We start from the raw sequence: 19,905 nt of genomic DNA, 5'->3' as shown, positions 1-19,905 counted from the left end.
CAGGACATCAAGCACCGCATCATGGAGTCGGGGCTGGCCCGCAAGCTCATCGGCGAGCGCAGCCCTACCCTGCGCGCCGATGTGATGACCGAGATTGAACTGCTGGTAGAAGACGACGAGCGGCTGGTGCCCGGCACCATCGTGATCCGTGAAGAGGCCCCCGACCGGGTGCTGGTCACCGCTCGCACCTATGAATTCGGCGATTTGGAGGTAACCCTGTGAACCTGCGCCCGAACGTGGACTTTATGGCCCTGCTGGCCGAGGCCGGTGTGCCGACCACCGAGCAGGCCATGGAGGCCGAGCTCAAAAAGGAGGTGGTGGCTGCTGGCTCCCTCATCACCAACGACAGCGATGTGAGCCCCTTCTGGCGGCTGGTGCGCGGGGTGGTCATCACCCCGGCGCTCTGGCTTATCCGCACGCTCTTGGCCGGCCATGTGCTGCCCAACACCTTTGCGGCCACCGCCACCGATGCCTATCTCGATCTCAAGGCCTGGGATGTGGACCTGACCCGTAAGGCTGCCCAGAAAACCCGGGGAGTGATCCACTTCGTCAAGGTGAGCCCCGGCGAGGCGGTCACCATCCCGGCCGATATCTGGATCACCACCGAGCGCATCAACGGCACCATCTACCGGGTGAAGCCGCTGCAGGCGGTGGTCAGTCCCGCCGGCGAGGCGGTGGCCAAGGTGGTCTGCGAGGCGGAGTTCGCCGGCGCGGCCTGGAATCTGGCCCCGGGCTATTACAACCTGCTAAGTGAACCGGTCACCGGCATCCTGTCGGCCCGCAACGATGACAAGGAGTGGATCACCACCCAGGGCGCCGATGCCGAGGGCAACGACGCGCTCGGCCTGCGCATCCAGAACCAGTTTTCAGCGGTGGGGCGCTACCACATCGACGCGATTTACCGCTCCATGCTGGCCAGCGTGGCGGGGATCCGGGCCGATCACATCTTCTTTGAGCATGAGGGGCCCCGCGGCCCGGGTACCGCCAACGCTTACATCCTGCTGGAAGTGGGCGCCACCCCGGCCAGCCTCATCAACCAGCTCAACGACTACGTGGGCCGCCAGGGCAACCATGGCCACGGCGATGATTTATTCGTGATGAGCATCCCCGAAACCCAGCACAGCCTCACCCTTGAGTTATGGCCACAAGCCAACCTCACCGACGAGCAGAATGCCGCGCTCAAGGCAGGCGCCGAAAGCCTGGTCAAGGCGGCGTTTCGCCAGTCGGCGGATTTCCCAAGCGTCACCCGCACCTGGCCGCGCTCGCGCTTCTCGCTCTCCCAGCTGGCCCGCGAGCTGCACAGCCAGTTCCCGCAGTTGCAGAGCCTCAAGTTTGCGCAAGATGACATCGTGTCGGGGCTGGCCATCGCGCGCCTGAGCACGCTGGAGGTGACCCTGCATGACTGACCCGACCCCGCTTGAACACGACCTGCAGGCGCCGGTGCTGCCCGATGCCAGCGCCCCCTGGTGGGAAGACGGCTACACCATCAGCCCGGCCCACGCCGAGCCCGGGTTTCTGGCCAAGGGGATCAATGCCTTCTGGCAACGGGTCAAGGGCTGGTTGTTGCTGCCGCTGGCCCAGCAAGACCCGCTGACCTGCTCGGCGTCCCTGCTGGCGCTACTCGCCTGGGAGCGGGACATCACCCGTTTCAACGGCGAGCCGCTCGAGCTTTTCCGCAAGCGGGTCAAGTTCGCCTTTGTGAACGCCCGGGACGCCGGCGAGGTGGCCGGCTTTAAGCGCATTTTCGAGCGCCTGGGCATCGGCTGGTGTGACGTCCACGAACGCCAGGCCGGCGCCCCCTGGGACGTCATCACCATCGAGGTGACCGACGGCGCCATCGCGGCCAACCAGAAACTGATGGAAACCCTCATTCAACACTATGGCCGCACCTGCCGCCGCTATCGCTTTGCAGTGGTGTATCCGGTCACCGGCACCCTGCGGTTCAGTCGTATCGACATGAACCAGCAGGTGTTCGGCGCGACACTTAAGAGGAACGCATGAGCCAGATCATTACCAACGCTTTCTCCCGCTACTGGCAGGAGTGCCTAGCAACCCAAGTGCCGGTGGTGCTCGATGAGTTCGTGCTGGCCAACGTGCCGGGGCTCGATCCCGAGGCGGCCATCAACCCGGACAGCGGGCTGCCGCCAGCGGGCCAGATTGTGCACCGGCACGCGGTGGATCAGCGCGGGCGCATCAACAACGATGCGGTGGCTTACACCATCGTGATGGACACCACGGTCGGCGATTTCAGCTTCAACGCCATGTACCTCATCAACAAGGCCACCGGCGTGGTGGGGATGATTGTGCACAAGGGGCTGGAAACCAAACTCAAGACCAATGAGGCCACCGGCCAGACCGGCAACAGCCTGGTGAAATCCATGCTGATGGAGTACGACCAGGCGGCAGAGGCCACCGCCACCCACGTGGACGCCAGCACCTGGCAAATCGACTATGCCGCCCGCCTGCGCGGAATAGACGACGACCTGCGCCTGCAGGCGCTGCAGTTCTTCGGGTCGGCCACCTTCTACGGTGACGGCTTCAAGCTGGTCAACGAGTCCGGGGTCTACAAGATGCAGCCCGGGGTGGCCTACGTGGGCGGCCTGCGGGCGGAACTGAACGAGGTCAAGAAGGTGACCCCGGGCGCCAAGCCGGTGGGGCTCTGGCTCGATATCTACCGGGCGGGCTCTTTGCTCGATGCCTGGGTGAATCACTTCACCCTTAGCTTAAGTGTGCCGGAGCTCACCGACTACCTGGACAGCAACGGCCATCAGCACCATGTGGCCAAGGTGGCCATCATCAATGCGGACGGCAGCGTCACCGACGTGCGCCGCAAGCGCACCATCGAGCTGACCGGGGACGTGGCCGGCAAGGGCATCCTGGAAGACGCCCAGGGCGTCACCATCGCGGTGGAGATCAAAGACGGCAGCCACCGCCACAAGTGGGGTGAGCTTGATCAGGTTCCGGCCACCGCCAGCCGCTGGCCCAGTTGGGCAGAGGTGACCAGCAAGCCGGACCTCGCGGCAGCCAACCATTCCCACCCCGGCTCCTGGCTCAACCCCATCAACTTGGGCACCGAGGATCTGGACACCCTCAAAGAGCCCAAGGTATATGCCCAGCACGCCAACGCCAACACCTCGGCGGCACGCCACTACCCGGAAAACCTGGCCGGGGCATTGATCGTCAGCAATGCCGCCGGCACCCAGCAGACCTACCTGGTTTACAACTCCAGCCGGGTCTGGCGGCGCGCGCAATACAGCACCGGGGCCTGGACGCCCTGGACGCGGGATTACAACACCGGCAATAAGCCCACCCTGGCCGAGCTGGGAGCCGCCGCCGCAAGCCACGCTCACCCATGGAGCCAGATCACTGGCGCGCCGGTGCAAGCAACTCGCTGGCCCGCCTGGAATGAGGTCACCGGCAAGCCTGGCACCATGCCACCCAGTGCGCACAGCCACCCCTGGTCGCAAGTGACCGGAGCGCCTGCCACAGCCACCCGCTGGCCCACCTGGAGTGAGGTCACCGACAAGCCCGCGACCATGCCGCCTTCAGGTCATACCCACCCGGCCTCACAGGGAAATGCCGACATTGTTGCCAGTGGCTATCAGCAGATCGGTACATACGCGCTGTTAGGCCGATTCAATTCAGGAGGGAAAATTTCACCTGGCCAAACCATCGCGGGATCAGCCCTCAGATTCAGTTCTGCAGAAGGCATTCTGTACGGTGGTTCTCCCGCAGGAACGTGGAAAGCGCTCGGGTATGCCGCCGGTGACCGTGATTACGGAAGCTGGAACGTCACCCTATTTATTCGCATTGCGTGAGGTCAAAGATGAATGTTCAAGTGTTATCAGTCAGAGCAGTGACAGCACAGGTTAACGCAGATGATGTGATTAATATGGAAGTGCTCTTTAGCCATCTTCCTGATTTCGTCCCATTTAGCGCCCGGAAAGACGATGCGGAAGAGCACGGCCGAGCGCTATACACCAGGGCGATGTTCGGGGAGTTCGGTGAAATCACCCTCATACCCCAGCCCCTACCGACATCGTCTGAAATGCAGGCCATGTTGGACGTGAGATTACAACTCGCAGCCACAGCGATGGCACCACTAGAAGATGCCCTGGCGCTGGGGATCATCAGCGAGGCCGAACGCGAACAGCTTAGCGCCTGGCAGCGCTACCGGGTCGCCCTCTACCGCCTCCCCCAAAGCGATGGCTGGCCAACCGAGGTCAACTGGCCGGAGGCGCCTCAATGAGCTGGTCACAAGGGCCACTGCGCTGGCCCGCCAGTGCCGGCAGCCTGCACACCCGCGCCCAAGGCGTGCTGGGTCAGCTGCCAGCCACCCAGGACAGCGCCATGGCGCGCCTGCAGGGTCTGGCTGGGCGGGCTCAGTACCGGCCCCACCCGCTCAGCGAGGCCGCCGCCGCGCTGGCGGGGCTGCGCAGCGAGCTCGATCGCCTGCTGGTCACCGGTCGCTGCCTCACCGTCACCCCCTACCAGCACGGGGTCGGCCAACAGCAGGGCCAGCAGTTCAGCCTGGCCGCCCCCAATGCGGTGGCCACCCTGGCCGCCAAGCTGCAGGACGGGGCCGATCCCCTGCTGCCCAGCGGACAACTGCATGCCCTCGCCTGGCTGGTCACCGGTAACAGCGCCGACGCGCTGGCCCGCCAGCTGGCCATCCTCTGCGCCCTGCTGCCGTTGCCGGAGTGGTGCGCGACCCTGCGCCGGCTCACCGCCAACAACGACCCCATGAGCCAACCCACCGCGGCCAAGGTGCCGCGCTGGCGCGCCGATGAGCCACTGAGCTGGGCCCCGCTACGCCCTGCCCGCCAAGCGCTGGGGGCAGAGCTCGCCCAGTTGGAGAGCCTGGCCCAAGACAGCCAGACCCCGATCGCCAAGCTGCAGGGGCTGGCGACGCGCCGCGCCGCTCGTTTGGCACAACTCGCCGAGGCCTTGGCCGAGCTGGGCACACTCTCCGGCACACTCTGGCACTGGCAAGGCCAGGGGGATGTGGCCAGCCTTGCCACCCAGCTCGGGCAGAGTGCGCCACCGGACCATAGCCAGAGCATGACGGTCGGCGCCCTGCTGCTCTCCCCGTCCCCGCTCACCTTCTGGCAGGAGTTAACCCCATGAGCCAAGCCATGCTGACCCTCGATGGCGAGCCCATCATCATGAAGTCGATGCGGATCTCCGCATCGATGCAGTTTCAGGACAAGGACCAGAGCGGCCAGACCAGCTCGACCAGCAGCGCCGAACAGGGCGCCAAGGCCAAGGAGCTCGACATCTCCGGCCTCATCCCGTTCAAGGATGAGCAGATGTTGAGCCGGCTGTTTGAGCTGGCCGATGCCAAGGGCAACGGCGGTAAGCGCCACGTCTACCGGGTCGGGTCGCTGCTGGCCAAGTCGGTGAAGGTACGCCAGGCCAAGTTTGCCGGGCGCATCACCGCCAGCGAACAGGAGGGACTGATGGCCTGGCAGGTGCAGTTCACCTTGAAGGAGTTCAACTCGGTACCGGAGAAGCGCGAAGCCCGTTTACCTGGTAGCCCCGCCAACCTAGGCAAAGGCTCCGCCGGAGCCACGGCAGCCAATGGCGGCCAAGGGCAAAGCGGCGATGAGAAGCTATCCAAAGGGGAGGCTTTCTTTAAGAAACTGGACGACAAACTGGGGGATGTCCTGGCATGAAGCTGACCACCCGCCTGACCATCAATGACCAACCGGCTCACCTGGTCGAGCACGACATCATGCTGGACCTCAACGCCGGCGGCCGGGCAGCCCTGACCGCCCAGGCCGAGGTGCAAAAAGGCCAGCCGATCACCATTGATGTCGGTTACAACGGCGAGCTGCGCCGCTGGTTCACCGGTTACGTGTTCGATGTGCAGCCGGCCGCGGTGGGCTCTGTGCAACTGCTCTGCCGAGAACTGGCGGGCGTGCTGGCCGGTCGCCTCCCCGTCAGCATGCAGCATGCCACCCTGCGCAACCTGCTGGCCTGGCTCAGCACCGAGACCGGTCTGGTGTTCATGCTGCCAGCCGCGGCTGACTATGCAGACCGGCCGATCCCCAACTTCACCAGCGCCGGCACCGGTTACCAGTTGCTGGAGCACGCCGGCCGCGCCTTCGAGGTACCCGACTTTGTCTGGTACCAGCAACCCGATGGCGCCATCTTTGTCGGCAGCCACGCCGATTGTCGCTGGCATGGTCGGGAGGTCGAGATTGACCCGGCCTGGACTGCCCGCCAGGCGGGTAACCTCATCACCTTGTCCCCGGTGCCGGCCATGCGTCCCGGGGCGACCGTCAACGGTAAGCGGGTCACCCGGGTGCGGCTCAAAGGGGATGAAATGACCCTGACCACCGTCACCCCGGGCAAAGTCAGCAAGTCGTTGGAGCGGCGCAAGATAGAGGGGGAGTTCCCGGAGCTCGCTGACAACATGCACCTGCCAAAATTCGGGCGGGTCGAGGCCATCAGCGACCAAGCCTGCGCCGGCCAGCTCAATGACCCATTCCGCCCCCGCTATGCGGTGGACGTGCGGCTGCTGGGCGAGGATGGCCAACCGGACAAGGCCGCCCCGCTGTATCGGGCAGTACCGCTACCGGTGCAGTTCGGCGGACAGGAACAGGGTCTGCTGCAGTTTCCCCTCGAGGGGACGCTGGTTGAACTGGGGTTCGCCTTCGGGCGGGCCGACCGGCCCTTTATCCGCACCGTGCTCGGCAGCGGCTGGCCCCTGCCAGATATCGCCCCGGGCGAGCAGTTGCAGCAGCAACGGGCCGAGGTATTCAGCCGCACCGACACCGTGGGCAACCTCTCCCGTCACACCGACCGACTCCTGCACGACCGCGCCATGCAGATGCACCACCAGAGTGATGACTACCTGGGGGAACATGGCCAGCATCAACAGCTGGTAGCTCAGCACAGCATTGAGGAGGTGGGCGGGTTCAAACTCATCGAGGCGCTGGGCGCCATCGAGCTGCTGGCCGGGGATGATCTTACCCTGGGAAGCCTGGGCAACCTGAGCCAAACCACGGCGGGGGATCTGGTCGAGGTGGTCGGCCAGCTGCGCCGGGCCGTTGCCGGCGAGCTGCAGCACCTGGAGGCGCCCCGTTCGTGGATGGGGACCGAGAGCGTGAACATCTTCCGGTTGCTGCTGCAACTGATGAACGTGGTGGAGCAGCTGGCCGCTGCGACAGCCAGCCATACCCACGGCAGCGGGCCGGCGCCCAGTAACAGCGAAGCCATGACCGGACATGGCCAACAAGCCAAACAGCTGGCCAGCCAGCTTTCCCCCATCATCGAATAGGGATGCACACATGATCTCACTGACCCTAAATCAAGGCGCAATGCACCACTTGCTGGCGCGCCTGGATGCTGCGTCTCTGCCACCGGCGAAACGCCGGCGCATCACCCAGCAGATAGGCCGCGAGGTGGCCAAGGTGAACCGCCAGCGCATCAGAGCCGGCAAGGCCCCTGACGGTACAAAGTGGGCGCCTACAAAGAGCAAGCGCAAGCACAAGCGGCTCACTGGCCTCGCCAAGCGTCTGCGCTCTCGCGGTACCGAGGACGCGGCTATCATCGACTTTGACTCCCGCTTTGCGGGGATGATCGCCAACCAGAACCACCAGGGGATGTCACAGCCATTCACGGCAGCGCCGCCCAAGCCAGCACAACCGAGGAAGTCAGAACGAGGCAGGAAGAAAGAACCGTTCAAGCCTACGGATAACCCTTGCACCCGTAGCCAGGCGCAGCGCCTGCGTGCGCTGGGGTACAAGGTGCTGTCAGACCGGGGCGCTCGTCGTCGCTACCGCAAGCCCTCCCTAAAGTGGATACGGGAACATGTCAGTGTTACCCGGGCTGCCATCCTGATCAGGACCACCACCGGAGAGACCAGGAAGAACCGCTGGACAGTAGAGACCCCGGCCCGCCCCATGCTCCCCCAGGCCAACAACGATGAACTGCTGGCCATCGCCGCCAAAGCATTCCAGAAGATGGGATGGGGCGCCGGCCAGTAACCCACTGACTGCCACACCGCATACGACAGCGACGCACCAGCGTCGCTTTTTTGTGGCCAGCCCCCTGCCCTGCAGCCCAGGTGCGACGGAGGAAACGCGCCGCTCACGGAATCCGCACTCCTCCCCCCCCACCTTCGGGCTAAAAATGTGGCGTTTTTTGCACAAATAAAATGGTGCAAATCCATGGTCTAACCCGCGCCGTGGCTGGGTTCTTGGGGGGAATTCAGAATTTCAAAAAACGTCATTCGATGATCGTTTTGGGGAGGTTTGATCACACCGTTCGGGCGAGAACAAAAACGTAACGCATTGAAAATAAACAAATAAAAGTTAATTTCAGTAAGGATCTTAGTCGACACAATGGATCTGGCACGACGACAAAGATAAGTTGAGAAAGCCTTATGTAGCAAGGCTTAGCTGGCAGTTTTGAGGAGGATCCAGAAATTCCCATGTGAAACGCTCAGGGTCACATATCAGGTACTCCGCTCTCATGAAAAAACCCCCAGCCATGGCTAGGGGTTTTACTGCTGGTGTGACCAGAACAATGGCCAGGGAATGGCACCGCATTAACTTGGCATCACCGGTGCAGTGCAGCATCATACCTATATCAAGTCATTATACACAACCCGATTATATAGATAATCAGATTAATTTATTATTAACTTCCATTAACATCTTTTGTCGATAGTACCTTTTAACCTCTGAAAATGTCACATCAGGCTTAAATCCTGTTTTCAATAGACTGGGGGAGTGAACAATTATTTCCAACCCCTTGCATTTAGTCTGCGCTGTATATGTCAAATGAAATGCTTCCGGAGAATACTCTGCATATATACCACATATTTCCGGGGTGTTATCATATGTAACAATCCACGGATGTTTTATTCTTTTGATACTTTCAAATAACCGATAGTGGTCATTATGCTCAAAGAAATTTTGATACAACCCTTTACCCTTGACATAGTAAGGAGGATCAATATTTATAAATGCAGGTCCTTCTATATCTGGAATATGTTCCTCAATAAACTGAGTTGCGTCCAAATTAGTTAGACGTATGTCATCCTTCCTAGCTGCGATCGCTTTTATTTGATCAATAAGAACTGACTTATTGAAACGACAGTCAAGTTTATAGTTACCACTTTGGTCTAAACCACCAATAACACCAGCTTTTATAATTCCTGAGCGATTCGTTCTATTCAAGAAAAATGTTGCAAAGCCAAGTTTTAAGTAATCACTCGTCTTATTCCTATACACTTCACGTTGATGATGCCACTCATCAATTGTTACTGGTGTTGAGCTGATTAGCTCACACAGTTCACCTGTCTTATAGAGTACACTATACCAGAACGCATGGATCGCAGGGTCTAGATCATTGATATAAACCTTCTTGGAATGTCCATTTAGTAGCAGATACCATGCAATCGCACAACCGCCAGCAAAAGGCTCTACATAAGCAGCCCCCTCAAGATTGTTTAACTTCATCGTCTCAAGGACGTAAGCCGTTAGCTTCGACTTTCCACCAGGATATCTCAACGGGGAAAAAAACATTAAACCTCCCGCATATTGATTAATACCGCAAACAAAGGGAATAACATGTCCCAAAAACGATTTAAAAACTGTGCCTCAACTTTATGAACCTTAGTACCATGAACATACTCATTTAGAGTATTCAAGCTATGGTCATTACTGGAGTTCAGCAGTTGCTCAATTACTTTCTTCGCGTTGCGATCCTCAATATACTCTTTTTGCAAAAAAGATAACCTCTGGCTTAGGGTAATTTCACCATAATCCTTTCGTCCACCTTTGTTTTTTATCAGCTCATCTTTTAAATCACTTGCATTAATATACTCATCGACCGCTAAATCAAGAAAAATTCTAATTGATGCAGCTGAAACATTAGGGTAACTGTAGATAGGTAGCTTCTGCAGTTCTTTAAACAAAGCCTTCAGTTTATAGTTTCTGCATGTAACATCATGATATTCATCAGTAAATTGACGCCGCTTAGGATTGCCTTTCAAGTTTCTCTGAGGCTCAGGCTCTGACTTTTTATTTTCTTGTTCAGAATCATTACTCCCCGATTTAATATCTGTCGAGTTATCATCCAAAGCAGGAGAAACAAATAAATGAGCAGGTGTTGGTTCAGATTTACTATCCTGAACCAATGTAACTTTAGGCAAAAAATCAAATATTTTTTGAAACTTAGAGTCAATTGTCCGTGTGTTAACCCTAAAGCCTAGTTCTTTATTTTTACTTAGCATCAATTTCAAAAACTGAGCGTAAGCCGCATAGAAACTATTCATATCAGCATTAATCGTAACGCCATTATCATCAAATTTTATATGCCAAGCCTCTCTGACCTGACTATTACCAAACCAGCGTTCGAGAACTGTCATACTAATTTTATGACTATACACTTGCTCTCTTTCTTCAGTATTTAGATACTGGAGAATTTCATGTTGGGTGGCGATATTCCTGATTTTGACATAACGAATAGCCTCCATGATGGCGGCTCTTTTAAATCCCGTAATTTTTATAGTTTCGTCAATATCTTGACCAACTGCATCATAAGTACTAATGATAAAACGTTGTTGCTGTAACCTTTGCCATCTAACTTGATTACTTGCAGCTGGCGAATGTCGCTGTAATATGTACCAACGAGCATCATCAAAGCATGGGGCCAAACAAACTCTAATTTTTTCTATTTCATCACGATCAATTTTTCGTGACAAGACTGTAACCATTTTACGAATAGACATTGGTGCGGATTCCGGTGCACGCAGTAATTTTAAAGCCATTACTCGCCTATTACCCTCTGCCACTATAAAGTCTTGGCTTTCCTCATCCTTCCACACAACCACCGGGTCAAATGACAGAAAACCACGAGCGACAATTGAGTTCATTAAATCCATGAAATCTTGGGCATCAACATCATCACTAATCAACTCTTCAACGAAGTCTCTGACGGTCGATAACTTACCAGATGCATCTAATCGTGGGTTCTCATCCCAAAGCTTTAAATTATCAACAGAACGCAATACGCGATGTTCCCACCAATTCTTCTTATCTTGAGCCATAAATCCCCGCGCCATAATATTTCATATTAAATAGTCAGTAAAACCACACAGCGTAACATAAGTCTAGTTATTATTAATTAATAAGGTAAGCTATAGGAATGCCAAGCGCATTTGCCACTTTATGCAAAGTGGCATGACGTGGTTTGCTGCTTGGTTTTTCCATCTGAGCTACCGCTGACTGTGAAATGCCAATACGTGTAGCTAACTCTTGCTGTGATAGTTTCTTATAAACTCGCCATGCAGCAAGAAGAGATAAACCATGTTCAACGTGAAGACCTATGACTTCATCAGGCATAAAGTCATCTCTCTTCTCGTGTGGAACCATCAATTCAAGATAGTGCTCATAAGGAATGACGGCAAAAGCAGGCTTTCCTGCTTGATTGATAATCTGCACACTGGAATGCGTTTTCATCTAGCTTTTATGCCTCTCAAGATTGTCTCTTATGACTACACCACAATTCACTCTTAGTGAATGAGCTCAGATAACCACCAGTAAATCTTGAATCCACTATATGAGCTAATAACTTATGACATAAGATACCATACAAGATTTTCAAGGCCAAAAAGCAAATCAAGCACCACAATACAAAGCGTTGTGCTAGGTAAAGGGCTCATACCACAACAATCGTGACCTTTAACAGCATCGCAACCATCTAAACTGACTTGCTGGGCAGGTAATTCCAACAAAAAGAAAGCCCCAGTCAAATCTGGGGCTTTCTTTTTAGTCTCTCGATGTGGTCGCCAAGTGGACAGAAGTTGAAATAAATCCTTTAATTTCAAAATCATACGTCATTTCATTAAGGCGCTCAAAGCGCCTTTTTATTCATTTCAGACTCACCCTTTCCCCAGCAGGGTGCCCAAGTCGTCCGCCTTGGTGTGGCGCACGTCCTTGCCTTTCACGTAGTAGACGATGTATTCGCAGATGTGCTGGCAACGATCGCCCACCCGCTCGATGGCCCGCGCCGCCCACAGCACGTTGAGCACCTGCGGTATGGTGCGCGGATCTTCCATCATGTAGGTCATCAGCTCGCGAATGATGGACTCGTACTCCCGGTCCACCTTGTCATCTTCCTTGTAGACCGCCAGCGCAGCATCGAGATCCATGCGGGCGAAGGCGTCCAGCACGTCGTGCAGCATCTTGATGGTGCGGCGGCCCATGTTCTCCAGCGACACCAGCGGCGGCTGCGGCTTGTTGGCGTTGTCGGTCAGCATCCGGGCTATCTTGTCCGCCACATCGCCAATGCGCTCCAGATCGGTGATGGTCTTGATGATGGCCATCACCAGCCGCAGGTCGGAAGCGGTGGGCTGGCGCTTGGCGATGATGCGGGTGCACTCCTCGTCGATCGCCACTTCCATGGCGTTGACGTTATGGTCGTTGGCCACGATCTTGCGCGCCGCGTCCAGATCCTGATCGTGGATCGCCGCGATGGCGTCGGTCAGCTGCTGCTCCACCAGCCCGCCCATCACCAGCACCTGGTTGCGCACGCTCTCGAGCTCGGCATTGAACTGACCGGAGATGTGTTTGTTGAGGTTCATATTGTCCATACCAATAATCCTTGATGCTCCGAGTATGCCTTAGTCGTTGAACTGACGGGTAATCTGTTTGTTGATGCTCATCTTGCTCATCCCCATAACCCTTGTTGCACCAACACGCCCTAGTCGTTGAACTGACCGGTAATCTGTTTGTTGATGCTCATCTCCATCACCAGCATCCCTTAGCCGTAACGACCGGTGATGTAGTCTTCGGTCTTCTTCTTGGCCGGGGTGGTGAAGATGGTGTTGGTGTCCGAGTACTCGATGAGCTCGCCCATGTACATGAAGGCGGTCTGATCCGAGACCCGCGCCGCCTGCTGCATGTTGTGGGTGACAATCACCACGGTGAACTGGCTCTTGAGCTCGTTGATCAGCTCCTCGATGGTGAGGGTGGAGATGGGGTCGAGCGCCGAGGTGGGTTCATCGAGCAACAGCACTTCCGGCTCGATGGCGATGGCGCGGGCAATCACCAGCCGCTGCTGCTGACCACCGGAGAGGCCAAAGGCATTGTCGTGCAGACGGTCCTTCACCTCGTCCCACAGGGCCGCGCCGCGCAGGGAGCGCTCGGCCGCCTCGTCCAGGGTACGTCTGTCGTTGATGCCCTGCAGGCGCAGGCCATAGACCACGTTCTCGTAGATGGACTTGGGGAAGGGGTTTGGGCGCTGGAACACCATGCCCACCTGACGGCGCAGGGCGGAGACATCGACGCTTTTGTCGTAGATGTTGTGGCCGTGCAGCTGGATCTCGCCCTCGATGCGGCAGATCTCCACCAGGTCGTTCATCCGGTTGATGCAGCGCAGCAGGGTGGACTTGCCGCAGCCTGAAGGGCCGATAAAGGCGGTGACCTGGCCCTTGGGGATCTTCATGTTGACGTTGAACAGCGCCTGCTTGTTGCCGTAGTACAGGTTGAGATCCTTCACCTCCAGCGCGGTCTGCTCCGGGCTCAGGTTGAGCAGGTCGGTCGCGGTATGCTGGGTCGCTGCGGTCGTTACGTTGATCATCTGTTACCTCAAAATCTGTCGGTGGCGGCGGGCACTCTCATTGCCCGCGGCCGGAACGCTTGGCTGGCAGGGAACCCCGTTCCCTGCCCGTCTCTGTGGTGCTGGTCTATCAATGTTCCAGCGACCGGAATTTCTCACGCAAATGGTTGCGGATGCCCATCAGGCTCATCGTCATCAATGTTCCAAAGAACGGAACTTCTCACGCAAGTGGTTGCGGATACCGATGGCCGTCAGGTTGAGGCCGACGATCACCGTCACCAGCAGGAAGGAGGTGGCGTAGACCAGGGGGCGCGCCGCCTCGACGTTGGGGCTCTGGAAGCCGACGTCATAGATGTGGAAGCCCAGGTGCATGAACTTGCGCTCCACGTGCAGGTACGGGAAGTTGCCGTCCATCGGCAGGGTCGGCGCCAGTTTTACCACCCCCACCAGCATCAGCGGCGCCACTTCACCGGCCGCGCGGGCGATGGCCAGGATGAGGCCAGTCATGATGGCCGGGCTTGCCATCGGCAGCACGATGCGCCACAGGGTCTCGGCCTGGGTAGCCCCCAGCGCGAGGGACCCCTGGCGGATGGTGCTCGGGATCCGGGCCAGCCCCTCTTCGGTGGAGACGATCACCACCGGCAGGGTCAGGATGGCCAGGGTCAGCGCAGACCAGATGACGCCAGGGGAGCCGAAGGTCGGGCTCGGCAGCGCTTCCGGATAGAACAGCTGGTCCAGCGAACCACCGAGGGTGTAGACGAAGAAGCCCAGACCGAACACGCCGTACACGATGGAGGGCACGCCCGCCAGGTTGATCACCGCGATGCGGATGATCTTGGTCAGGCTGTTCTTGCCCGCGTACTCGTGCAGGTAGACCGCTGCGATAACCCCCAGCGGAGTCACGATGATCGCCATCAGGAACACCATGAAGACGGTGCCGAAGATGGCCGGGAACACCCCGCCCTCGGTGTTGGCCTCGCGCGGATCGTCGGAGACAAACTTGCCGATCTGGTGGAACCAGTAACCCACCTTGGCCGGCAGGCTCATGTCGTTGGGCCATACCACGTCCAGCACCTTGGACATGGGCATGGTCACCAACTCGCCACGCATGTCCTTGACCGTGATGCTGTCTCTGTCTGCCTGGGCACGCAGGGAGAAGAGCTCTTTTTCCAGCACCTGATAACGATCGTTGAGGGCCTGACGCTCGCTCGCCAGCTCGGCTTTAAGCTGATCGGTCAGCTTGTCGTCCAGCTCGGCCTTGCGTTCTTTCAGGCGCAGCCGCTCCAGTTGATAGTTGATGCTGCCGATGTCCCCTTTTTGCAGATCGTCGGCTTGGCTTGAGAGGCCGTTGGCCCGCGCCAGCACCCGCTGCAGGGCGGGATGCAGATCCGAGGTGAGCTCGCGGCCATCCTCTTTCACCGCGACGATATAGCCGTAGAAGTTGCCGTTGGTGGCACGCTCCACCATGGCCAGCTCCGCCGGCAGGCTCTGGGACTTGATGTCGGTCTCCAGCACCCAGCGGAAGTCCAGGTCGACGAACTCGCGGTTGCCGGTCTTGACCAGATAGCGGGTCAGCAGCTCGCGCTCCTCCCCTGCCAGCGGCAGGCCGGCGGCCCGCAGCCGCTCGACCGGCACCAGCTCGCGGTCGTTGATTTCGCCGATCAGCACGCTCTTGTTGCCCTGGGCGTCTTCCAGTTGCCACTCATAGATGGGGTGGGGCCAGAAGTAGACCAGACCACGCCAGCCGATCAGCAGCAGCAGACCCAGTACCGCTACCAGACTCAGGCTGACGGCGCCGCCGGTCATCCAGATCCAGGGGGCCCCCGATTTAAACCACTTACCCATTGTCGATTCCTCGATCCTTACAGAGCAGCCCATCACAGGGAGCTGTATTTTTCACGCAACCGCTGACGGATGAACTCGGCCAGGGTATTGAACAAGAAGGTGAACACGAACAGCACGAAGGCGGCGAGGAACAGTACCCGATAGTGAGAGCTGCCCACTTCCGATTCCGGCATCTCCACCGCGATGTTGGCGGCCAGGGTGCGCAGCCCCTGGAACATGGAGAAGTCCATGATGGGGGTATTGCCGGTGGCCATCAGCACTATCATGGTCTCGCCCACGGCGCGGCCAAGGCCCATCATCACCGCCGAGAAGATGCCCGGGCTGGCGGTGAGGATCACCACCCGGCTCAAGGTCTGCCACGGGGTGGCACCGAGGGCCAGGGAGCCCTGGGTGAGGTGCTTGGGCACCGAGAAGACGGCGTCTTCGGCGATGGAGAAGATGGTGGGAATGACCGCAAAGCCCATGGCGATGCCGACCACCAGGGAGTTGCGCTGGTCAAACTTGATGCCCATGTCGTGGGTCAGCCAGATGCGCGAGTCACCGTGCATGAAGGCGTTCTCGATGAGCGGGCTCACCGCGAAGGCGCCCCAGCCAATCAGCAGCAGTACCGGGATCAGCAGGATGGCGTGCCACCCCTCCGGCAACCAGGCCTTGCCGCGCTCCGGCAGGTAATTCCAGATCAAGGCGGTCAGCAGCATCCCCATCGGCAGCAGGATCAGCAGCAGCACCACGCCGGGCAGCGCCCCCTCGATGATGGGTGCGAGCCACAGACCGGCCAGGAAGCCGAGGATAACGGTCGGCAGGGCCGCCATGATCTCCACCGTCGGCTTGACGTATTTGCGCAGCCCCGCCGACATGAAGTAGGCGGTGTAGATTGCGCCGGCGACTCCGAGCGGCACCGCAAACACCATGGCATAGAAGGAGGCCTTGAGGGTGCCGAACACCAGCGGGACCAGGCTCAGCTTGGCTTCGAAGTCGTTGCTGGCGGAGGTGGACTGCCACACGTACTGGGGCTCGGGGTAGCCTTCATACCACACCTGTTGCCAGAGCGCCGACCAAGTCACCTCGGGGTGCTCGTTCTCCACCGCAAACAGCTTGAAGGCATCCCCCTGCTGCATCAGCAGCACGTTGTGACGGGGGGAGATGGCCAGCGCCGACAGGGCGCCGCCCTCCACCTTCTCGCTCAGCAGCTTGGTTTCGCCGGTGGCGTGGAAGAAGCTGATGGTGCCGCTCTTGTCGGCACTGATGAAACCCTTGCGAAAATGTTCCGGGGTCAGCTGCGCCACGGCGCCATCGCCCTTGAAGTCGCGGATCTGGGTGAACTGGCGCTTGCCATCCCGGGCCACTTCGAACCACTGGGAGATGACGCCATTGTCGTTGCCCACCAGCAGGGAGGAGGCGCCGGAGAGCAGCTCGACCCGGGTCACGTTGGCATCGGGGGCGTTGATCTCCAGCACGTTGCGCAGGGAGATATCGTTCAGGTTGTGAATGTCGTAGACCGAGAGGCGATTGCCCTCGCGCACGAACAGGATGCGCAGGTTGGGGGTCAGCAACATCTGATCCACGTGGCGCGGCAGGGAGGGGATGGTGTAGTTCTGGGCGCTCCACTCGACTTCGCCGGAGAGGAAGTTCTCCTCGCCGCTCATCACCATCATGACGCCGCGACCATCGGCGGTCACGGCCGCGGTGGCCATCTTGTCCTTGGTGGCTTCAAATACCATCAGCGACAGCGCCTTGCCCGCAGGGTCCACCACGACCGGCTCTTCGCCGAAGGGGTACTGCAGACTGGGCTCGATGACCCGCACGTCGTTGGGATAGGAGACCTTGAAAGCGGGCTGCACTACCTGGGCCTTGCCGTCGGCAAAACCGTAGGCCATCAGCTTCTGGCCCGGCGACGGCGGCGCGACGGCAGTGATGTCACCCTTTACCTGTGCCTGACCGAGCGACTGGCCCACCTTGACCTTGCCATCATTCTGGACGGCAAAGAAGTTGACCTGACCCTGGTCGCTGAAGCGATAGCCGATCTCGTTCTGCTCCTCCACCCCGAGCCAGGCGGTCTTGCCCTGAATGGGCAGGGTAAACGATGCGGTCGGCTCCATGGAGGCGCCATTGAAGATGGGTTTCACCACATAGAGCAGATAGAAGAAAATAAGCAACAGGGCGACCAGTACCAGGGCTCCGCCCGTGGTCACCCCGTACTTGGCCAACTTATCCTTGATACGGCGCTTTCTGCTCCCCGCCATAACCAGGTGCAACGATTCCGATGACATGCAAAACCTCAATGTGAGCTAGGCTTGGCGGCATTATATGGCGGTTGCATGACAGTTTTGTTACATGAAGGTCCCGTGAACCAGGCTTATTTGCAGGCAAGAAAGCGGCATCAAAGATGCCATGGAGAAGATGACAACCAACTGTTTTATAAAGTTAAAAATGTAGCGCAAGCGCCGCGGGAGCGCACCGCTTGCGCTGATGCGCCTCAATCGTCGGCGGCCGGGGTTTGTTGCAGTGCCAATCTGGCGGCCTTTTTCTCGGCGCGGCGACGCCTGAAGAAATCCGACAGCTGGGCCGAGCAGGCCTCTGCCAGCACGCCGCCGGTCAGCTCGACCCTGTGATTGTGACGCGGGTCCTGCAGGATCTCGAACACTGAGCCGGCCGCCCCGGTCTTCAAGTCCCGCGCGCCATAGACCACCCGCTTGACCCGGCTGTGGATCAGGGCACCGGCACACATGCAGCAGGGCTCCAGGGTCACATAGAGGGTGGTGTCGAGCAGACGGTAGTTTTGCAGCCGCTCACCGGCAGCACGGAGCGCCATCACCTCGGCATGGGCACAGGCATCGTGCTCGCTGATGGAGCGGTTCCAACCCTCTGCGACGATCTCCTCCCCCAGCACCAGCACGGCGCCCACCGGGATCTCGCCGATCCCCTCGGCCCTGGCGGCCAGCGCCATGGCATGGCGCATCCAGCGTTCGTCCTGCTCGTGCTGGCTCGCCTGTGCTGCAACGTCCGATGGTTTCACGCCCTGCTCCTCTCTGACTGGTTGATGACGACAGATCATGCTGTCGGCGAAAGACGGTATCACGGCCCCGTGCCGCCGATCTCTGTGGCATAGGTCCCGCCATCCATGCCTGCGGCGGGGCGGCGATTATGCCAAATCCCGCTGGCGCCCCCAAGTTCCATCTGTGCTGAGCAATAAAGAAGCAGTCAGCATCTCTATGATAAAAAAGGAGTTGCGTCCAAAGGTGCGGAACATTAGACTTCCTCCCCGTCAGCACAGACTGACCTTGTCGGCGTGTAGCGCAGCCAGGTAGCGCACTGTCATGGGGTGTCAGGGGTCGGAGGTTCAAATCCTCTCACGCCGACCATCATTCCCCGAAAATAGCCCAGTCCAGCGACTGGGCTATTTTTTTGCCCGTCATCCCGATCTTCACCCGCCGCTCGCCGTTAGCCTCTCGTGTCACGCCCTCTCCTTCAAAGAGTCACCAGTCAGTTGCGGTACGGATTTTATTCAGAACCGCTTGAAACCTTTCTAGAGTATCGCTAGGATACGCGACTTTTCCGCCGGCAATTTCATACAGGGAGGTGGAAACTCGGGTGATGGAGTCACCAACCGGCTTGCAATCCAGTGAGACAAGCACCCATGACGCAAGCAGTTGAAACACAACCCGAACACTCTCCCCTGCCCCAGCCGGCCACCGAAACCGGAGCCAACCAGTATGTGGCCGAGCATGGCCCCGTCGTACGGCTCGACATCGTCGATCTGGCGGCGCCGGACGATGACTACTGAACCGTCAGCCCTGTCGTTAACCCTTTCCTGTCACGGGAGATCAGGATCGCGACACTCGGGATCATCTCCCCTTGATACCTCCTTTGAGGGCCAGGATGGCCCGCTGATACAAATAACAACAATATCCTGCGTAACGAAATAGCGGCAGTCATATCTGCTACCAGCGTTCCTCCCCTCACCTGCACACGCCATCCCCTGAGGTGATACAAACCTACGTTATTGCCCATCACTTTCTCACTCGGCTGCCACCGGACCCCATTTGGTCCCATTGAGCGACTTAAGTTTTAAACAACCGTTCTTCACCTAATACCAGAAGGCACCAAGCGCTTGCTGGGTTACTCAAACGCATTTCATACGCACGTTTTTTAAAAGCTTGGAGTGAGGTCGGGATTTGTTTTTGCATTTGTAATTTTATTACGTAATAAGTTACATTCCATCGACTGTTCTCCCCCCGATATGGGGCCACCGCGAAGGGGTGGAAAACAAGAGCATAACCATCTGCATAGAGTTTTTGCGCTAATCAAACAAATCCATTTAAAACATATAGTTAACATCATTACCAAAACGGGCGTTTTAAAAAAGCTGTTGACGAATAGAGCAATATTTCGCACCTTATGAATCGTGTTATCCCGTTGTTACGGGAAGATTGAAAAAACAGGGATCGACTTTAGTCGTAGTTAATTAGTTCAAAATGTAAT

19 protein-coding genes and 1 tRNA gene are annotated in these 19,905 nt (G+C 58.1%); 11 read left to right on the top strand and 9 right to left on the bottom strand.

Going from position 1 to position 19,905, the window contains the following annotated elements; genetic code table 11:
* From AB5Y94_RS15185 to AB5Y94_RS15145, 9 genes are all read left to right on the top strand, one after another.
* A partial coding sequence (locus AB5Y94_RS15185) for a DUF2590 family protein (RefSeq protein WP_368206056.1) occupies nucleotides 1-222 on the top strand: 222 nt, incomplete at its 5' end.
* Complete coding sequence (locus tag AB5Y94_RS15180; protein WP_368205529.1) at nucleotides 219-1,406, top strand: baseplate J/gp47 family protein; 1,188 nt, start codon at nucleotides 219-221, stop codon at nucleotides 1,404-1,406. The genes AB5Y94_RS15185 and AB5Y94_RS15180, both read left to right, overlap by 4 nt.
* The gene (locus tag AB5Y94_RS15175) at nucleotides 1,399-2,001 is read left to right on the top strand and encodes a phage tail protein (RefSeq protein ID WP_368205530.1); all 603 of its coding nucleotides are present in this window, start codon (nucleotides 1,399-1,401) and stop codon (nucleotides 1,999-2,001) included. Before AB5Y94_RS15180 ends, AB5Y94_RS15175 begins: the two co-directional genes overlap by 8 nt.
* Entirely contained in the window at nucleotides 1,998-3,818 is a 1,821-nt protein-coding gene (locus AB5Y94_RS15170) for a phage tail protein (protein ID WP_368205531.1), read from the top strand. The genes AB5Y94_RS15175 and AB5Y94_RS15170 overlap by 4 nt, the downstream gene beginning before the upstream one ends.
* Before the next feature lie 275 nt (nucleotides 3,819-4,093).
* Nucleotides 4,094-4,249 carry a tail fiber assembly protein gene (locus AB5Y94_RS15165; RefSeq protein WP_234923509.1) on the top strand — a complete coding sequence of 52 codons (156 nt, stop codon included), beginning with the start codon at nucleotides 4,094-4,096 and terminating at the stop codon, nucleotides 4,247-4,249.
* Nucleotides 4,246-5,127: a hypothetical protein gene (locus tag AB5Y94_RS15160; protein WP_368206054.1), complete on the top strand. Its 882-nt coding sequence runs from the start codon at nucleotides 4,246-4,248 to the stop codon at nucleotides 5,125-5,127. The genes AB5Y94_RS15165 and AB5Y94_RS15160 overlap by 4 nt, the downstream gene beginning before the upstream one ends.
* Entirely contained in the window at nucleotides 5,124-5,675 is a 552-nt protein-coding gene (locus AB5Y94_RS15155; protein ID WP_368206052.1) for a hypothetical protein, read from the top strand. Before AB5Y94_RS15160 ends, AB5Y94_RS15155 begins: the two co-directional genes overlap by 4 nt.
* Nucleotides 5,672-7,285 (top strand): hypothetical protein, encoded by a 1,614-nt coding sequence (locus AB5Y94_RS15150; RefSeq protein ID WP_368206050.1) that lies wholly within the window; start codon nucleotides 5,672-5,674, stop codon nucleotides 7,283-7,285. Before AB5Y94_RS15155 ends, AB5Y94_RS15150 begins: the two co-directional genes overlap by 4 nt.
* A gap of 10 nt (nucleotides 7,286-7,295) precedes the next feature.
* Nucleotides 7,296-7,994, top strand: a complete 699-nt coding sequence (locus AB5Y94_RS15145) for a phage virion morphogenesis protein (RefSeq protein WP_368206049.1) — start codon at nucleotides 7,296-7,298, stop codon at nucleotides 7,992-7,994.
* Nucleotides 7,995-8,633: 639 nt separating this feature from the next.
* Here AB5Y94_RS15145 and AB5Y94_RS15140 read toward each other — a convergent pair.
* The 9 genes from AB5Y94_RS15140 to tadA form a co-directional block, all read right to left on the bottom strand.
* A complete protein-coding gene (locus tag AB5Y94_RS15140) occupies nucleotides 8,634-9,539 on the bottom strand; it encodes a DNA adenine methylase (protein WP_368206047.1) in 906 nt (301 codons plus the stop codon).
* The gene (locus AB5Y94_RS15135) at nucleotides 9,539-11,065 is read right to left on the bottom strand and encodes a ParB N-terminal domain-containing protein (RefSeq protein ID WP_368206045.1); all 1,527 of its coding nucleotides are present in this window, start codon (nucleotides 11,063-11,065) and stop codon (nucleotides 9,539-9,541) included. Before AB5Y94_RS15135 ends, AB5Y94_RS15140 begins: the two co-directional genes overlap by 1 nt.
* Before the next feature lie 73 nt (nucleotides 11,066-11,138).
* Entirely contained in the window at nucleotides 11,139-11,459 is a 321-nt protein-coding gene (locus AB5Y94_RS15130; protein WP_368206043.1) for a helix-turn-helix domain-containing protein, read from the bottom strand.
* A 131-nt stretch (nucleotides 11,460-11,590) separates the two neighbouring features.
* Nucleotides 11,591-11,851, bottom strand: coding sequence for a hypothetical protein (locus AB5Y94_RS15125; protein ID WP_368206041.1), 261 nt, complete (start codon nucleotides 11,849-11,851; stop codon nucleotides 11,591-11,593).
* 48 nt (nucleotides 11,852-11,899) lie between these two features.
* On the bottom strand, nucleotides 11,900-12,610 hold the full coding sequence (gene phoU / locus AB5Y94_RS15120) for a phosphate signaling complex protein PhoU (protein WP_005302735.1): 711 nt from the start codon (nucleotides 12,608-12,610) through the stop codon (nucleotides 11,900-11,902).
* Nucleotides 12,611-12,780: 170 nt separating this feature from the next.
* The gene (pstB, locus tag AB5Y94_RS15115) at nucleotides 12,781-13,599 is read right to left on the bottom strand and encodes a phosphate ABC transporter ATP-binding protein PstB (protein ID WP_005302736.1); all 819 of its coding nucleotides are present in this window, start codon (nucleotides 13,597-13,599) and stop codon (nucleotides 12,781-12,783) included.
* A gap of 174 nt (nucleotides 13,600-13,773) precedes the next feature.
* Complete coding sequence (pstA, locus tag AB5Y94_RS15110) at nucleotides 13,774-15,423, bottom strand: phosphate ABC transporter permease PstA (RefSeq protein ID WP_017778548.1); 1,650 nt, start codon at nucleotides 15,421-15,423, stop codon at nucleotides 13,774-13,776.
* A gap of 32 nt (nucleotides 15,424-15,455) precedes the next feature.
* A complete protein-coding gene (locus tag AB5Y94_RS15105) occupies nucleotides 15,456-17,693 on the bottom strand; it encodes an ABC transporter permease subunit (protein ID WP_017782338.1) in 2,238 nt (745 codons plus the stop codon).
* A gap of 206 nt (nucleotides 17,694-17,899) precedes the next feature.
* The gene (tadA, locus tag AB5Y94_RS15100) at nucleotides 17,900-18,439 is read right to left on the bottom strand and encodes a tRNA adenosine(34) deaminase TadA (RefSeq protein WP_017783968.1); all 540 of its coding nucleotides are present in this window, start codon (nucleotides 18,437-18,439) and stop codon (nucleotides 17,900-17,902) included.
* A 269-nt stretch (nucleotides 18,440-18,708) separates the two neighbouring features.
* On the opposite strand from tadA, the gene AB5Y94_RS15095 reads away from it, so the two are divergent.
* Nucleotides 18,709-18,785 (top strand) — tRNA-Pro (locus AB5Y94_RS15095).
* Between the two features lie 275 nt (nucleotides 18,786-19,060).
* Entirely contained in the window at nucleotides 19,061-19,207 is a 147-nt protein-coding gene (locus AB5Y94_RS15090; protein ID WP_005302740.1) for a hypothetical protein, read from the top strand.
* Nucleotides 19,208-19,905 lie beyond the last annotated feature (698 nt).

It is taken from the genome of Aeromonas sp. s5 (assembly GCF_040907865.1).
Lineage (GTDB): Bacteria > Pseudomonadota > Gammaproteobacteria > Enterobacterales > Aeromonadaceae > Aeromonas > Aeromonas dhakensis.
This window is presented reverse-complemented; position numbering and strand designations above follow the sequence as displayed.

Bases quoted from the DNA above. Each gene is read 5' to 3' on its own strand.
- AB5Y94_RS15175 (WP_368205530.1), top strand. From the start codon at position 1,399: ATGACTGACCCGACCCCGCTTGAACACGACCTGCAGGCGCCGGTGCTG.
- AB5Y94_RS15170 (WP_368205531.1), top strand. From the start codon at position 1,998: ATGAGCCAGATCATTACCAACGCTTTCTCCCGCTACTGGCAGGAGTGC.
- AB5Y94_RS15165 (WP_234923509.1), top strand. From the start codon at position 4,094: ATGGCACCACTAGAAGATGCCCTGGCGCTGGGGATCATCAGCGAGGCC.
- AB5Y94_RS15160 (WP_368206054.1), top strand. From the start codon at position 4,246: ATGAGCTGGTCACAAGGGCCACTGCGCTGGCCCGCCAGTGCCGGCAGC.
- AB5Y94_RS15155 (WP_368206052.1), top strand. From the start codon at position 5,124: ATGAGCCAAGCCATGCTGACCCTCGATGGCGAGCCCATCATCATGAAG.
- AB5Y94_RS15150 (WP_368206050.1), top strand. From the start codon at position 5,672: ATGAAGCTGACCACCCGCCTGACCATCAATGACCAACCGGCTCACCTG.
- AB5Y94_RS15145 (WP_368206049.1), top strand. From the start codon at position 7,296: ATGATCTCACTGACCCTAAATCAAGGCGCAATGCACCACTTGCTGGCG.
- AB5Y94_RS15140 (WP_368206047.1), bottom strand. From the start codon at position 9,539: ATGTTTTTTTCCCCGTTGAGATATCCTGGTGGAAAGTCGAAGCTAACG.
- AB5Y94_RS15135 (WP_368206045.1), bottom strand. From the start codon at position 11,065: ATGGCTCAAGATAAGAAGAATTGGTGGGAACATCGCGTATTGCGTTCT.
- AB5Y94_RS15125 (WP_368206041.1), bottom strand. From the start codon at position 11,851: ATGATTTTGAAATTAAAGGATTTATTTCAACTTCTGTCCACTTGGCGA.
- phoU (WP_005302735.1), bottom strand. From the start codon at position 12,610: ATGGACAATATGAACCTCAACAAACACATCTCCGGTCAGTTCAATGCC.
- pstB (WP_005302736.1), bottom strand. From the start codon at position 13,599: ATGATCAACGTAACGACCGCAGCGACCCAGCATACCGCGACCGACCTG.
- pstA (WP_017778548.1), bottom strand. From the start codon at position 15,423: ATGGGTAAGTGGTTTAAATCGGGGGCCCCCTGGATCTGGATGACCGGC.
- AB5Y94_RS15105 (WP_017782338.1), bottom strand. From the start codon at position 17,693: ATGTCATCGGAATCGTTGCACCTGGTTATGGCGGGGAGCAGAAAGCGC.
- AB5Y94_RS15090 (WP_005302740.1), top strand. From the start codon at position 19,061: ATGACGCAAGCAGTTGAAACACAACCCGAACACTCTCCCCTGCCCCAG.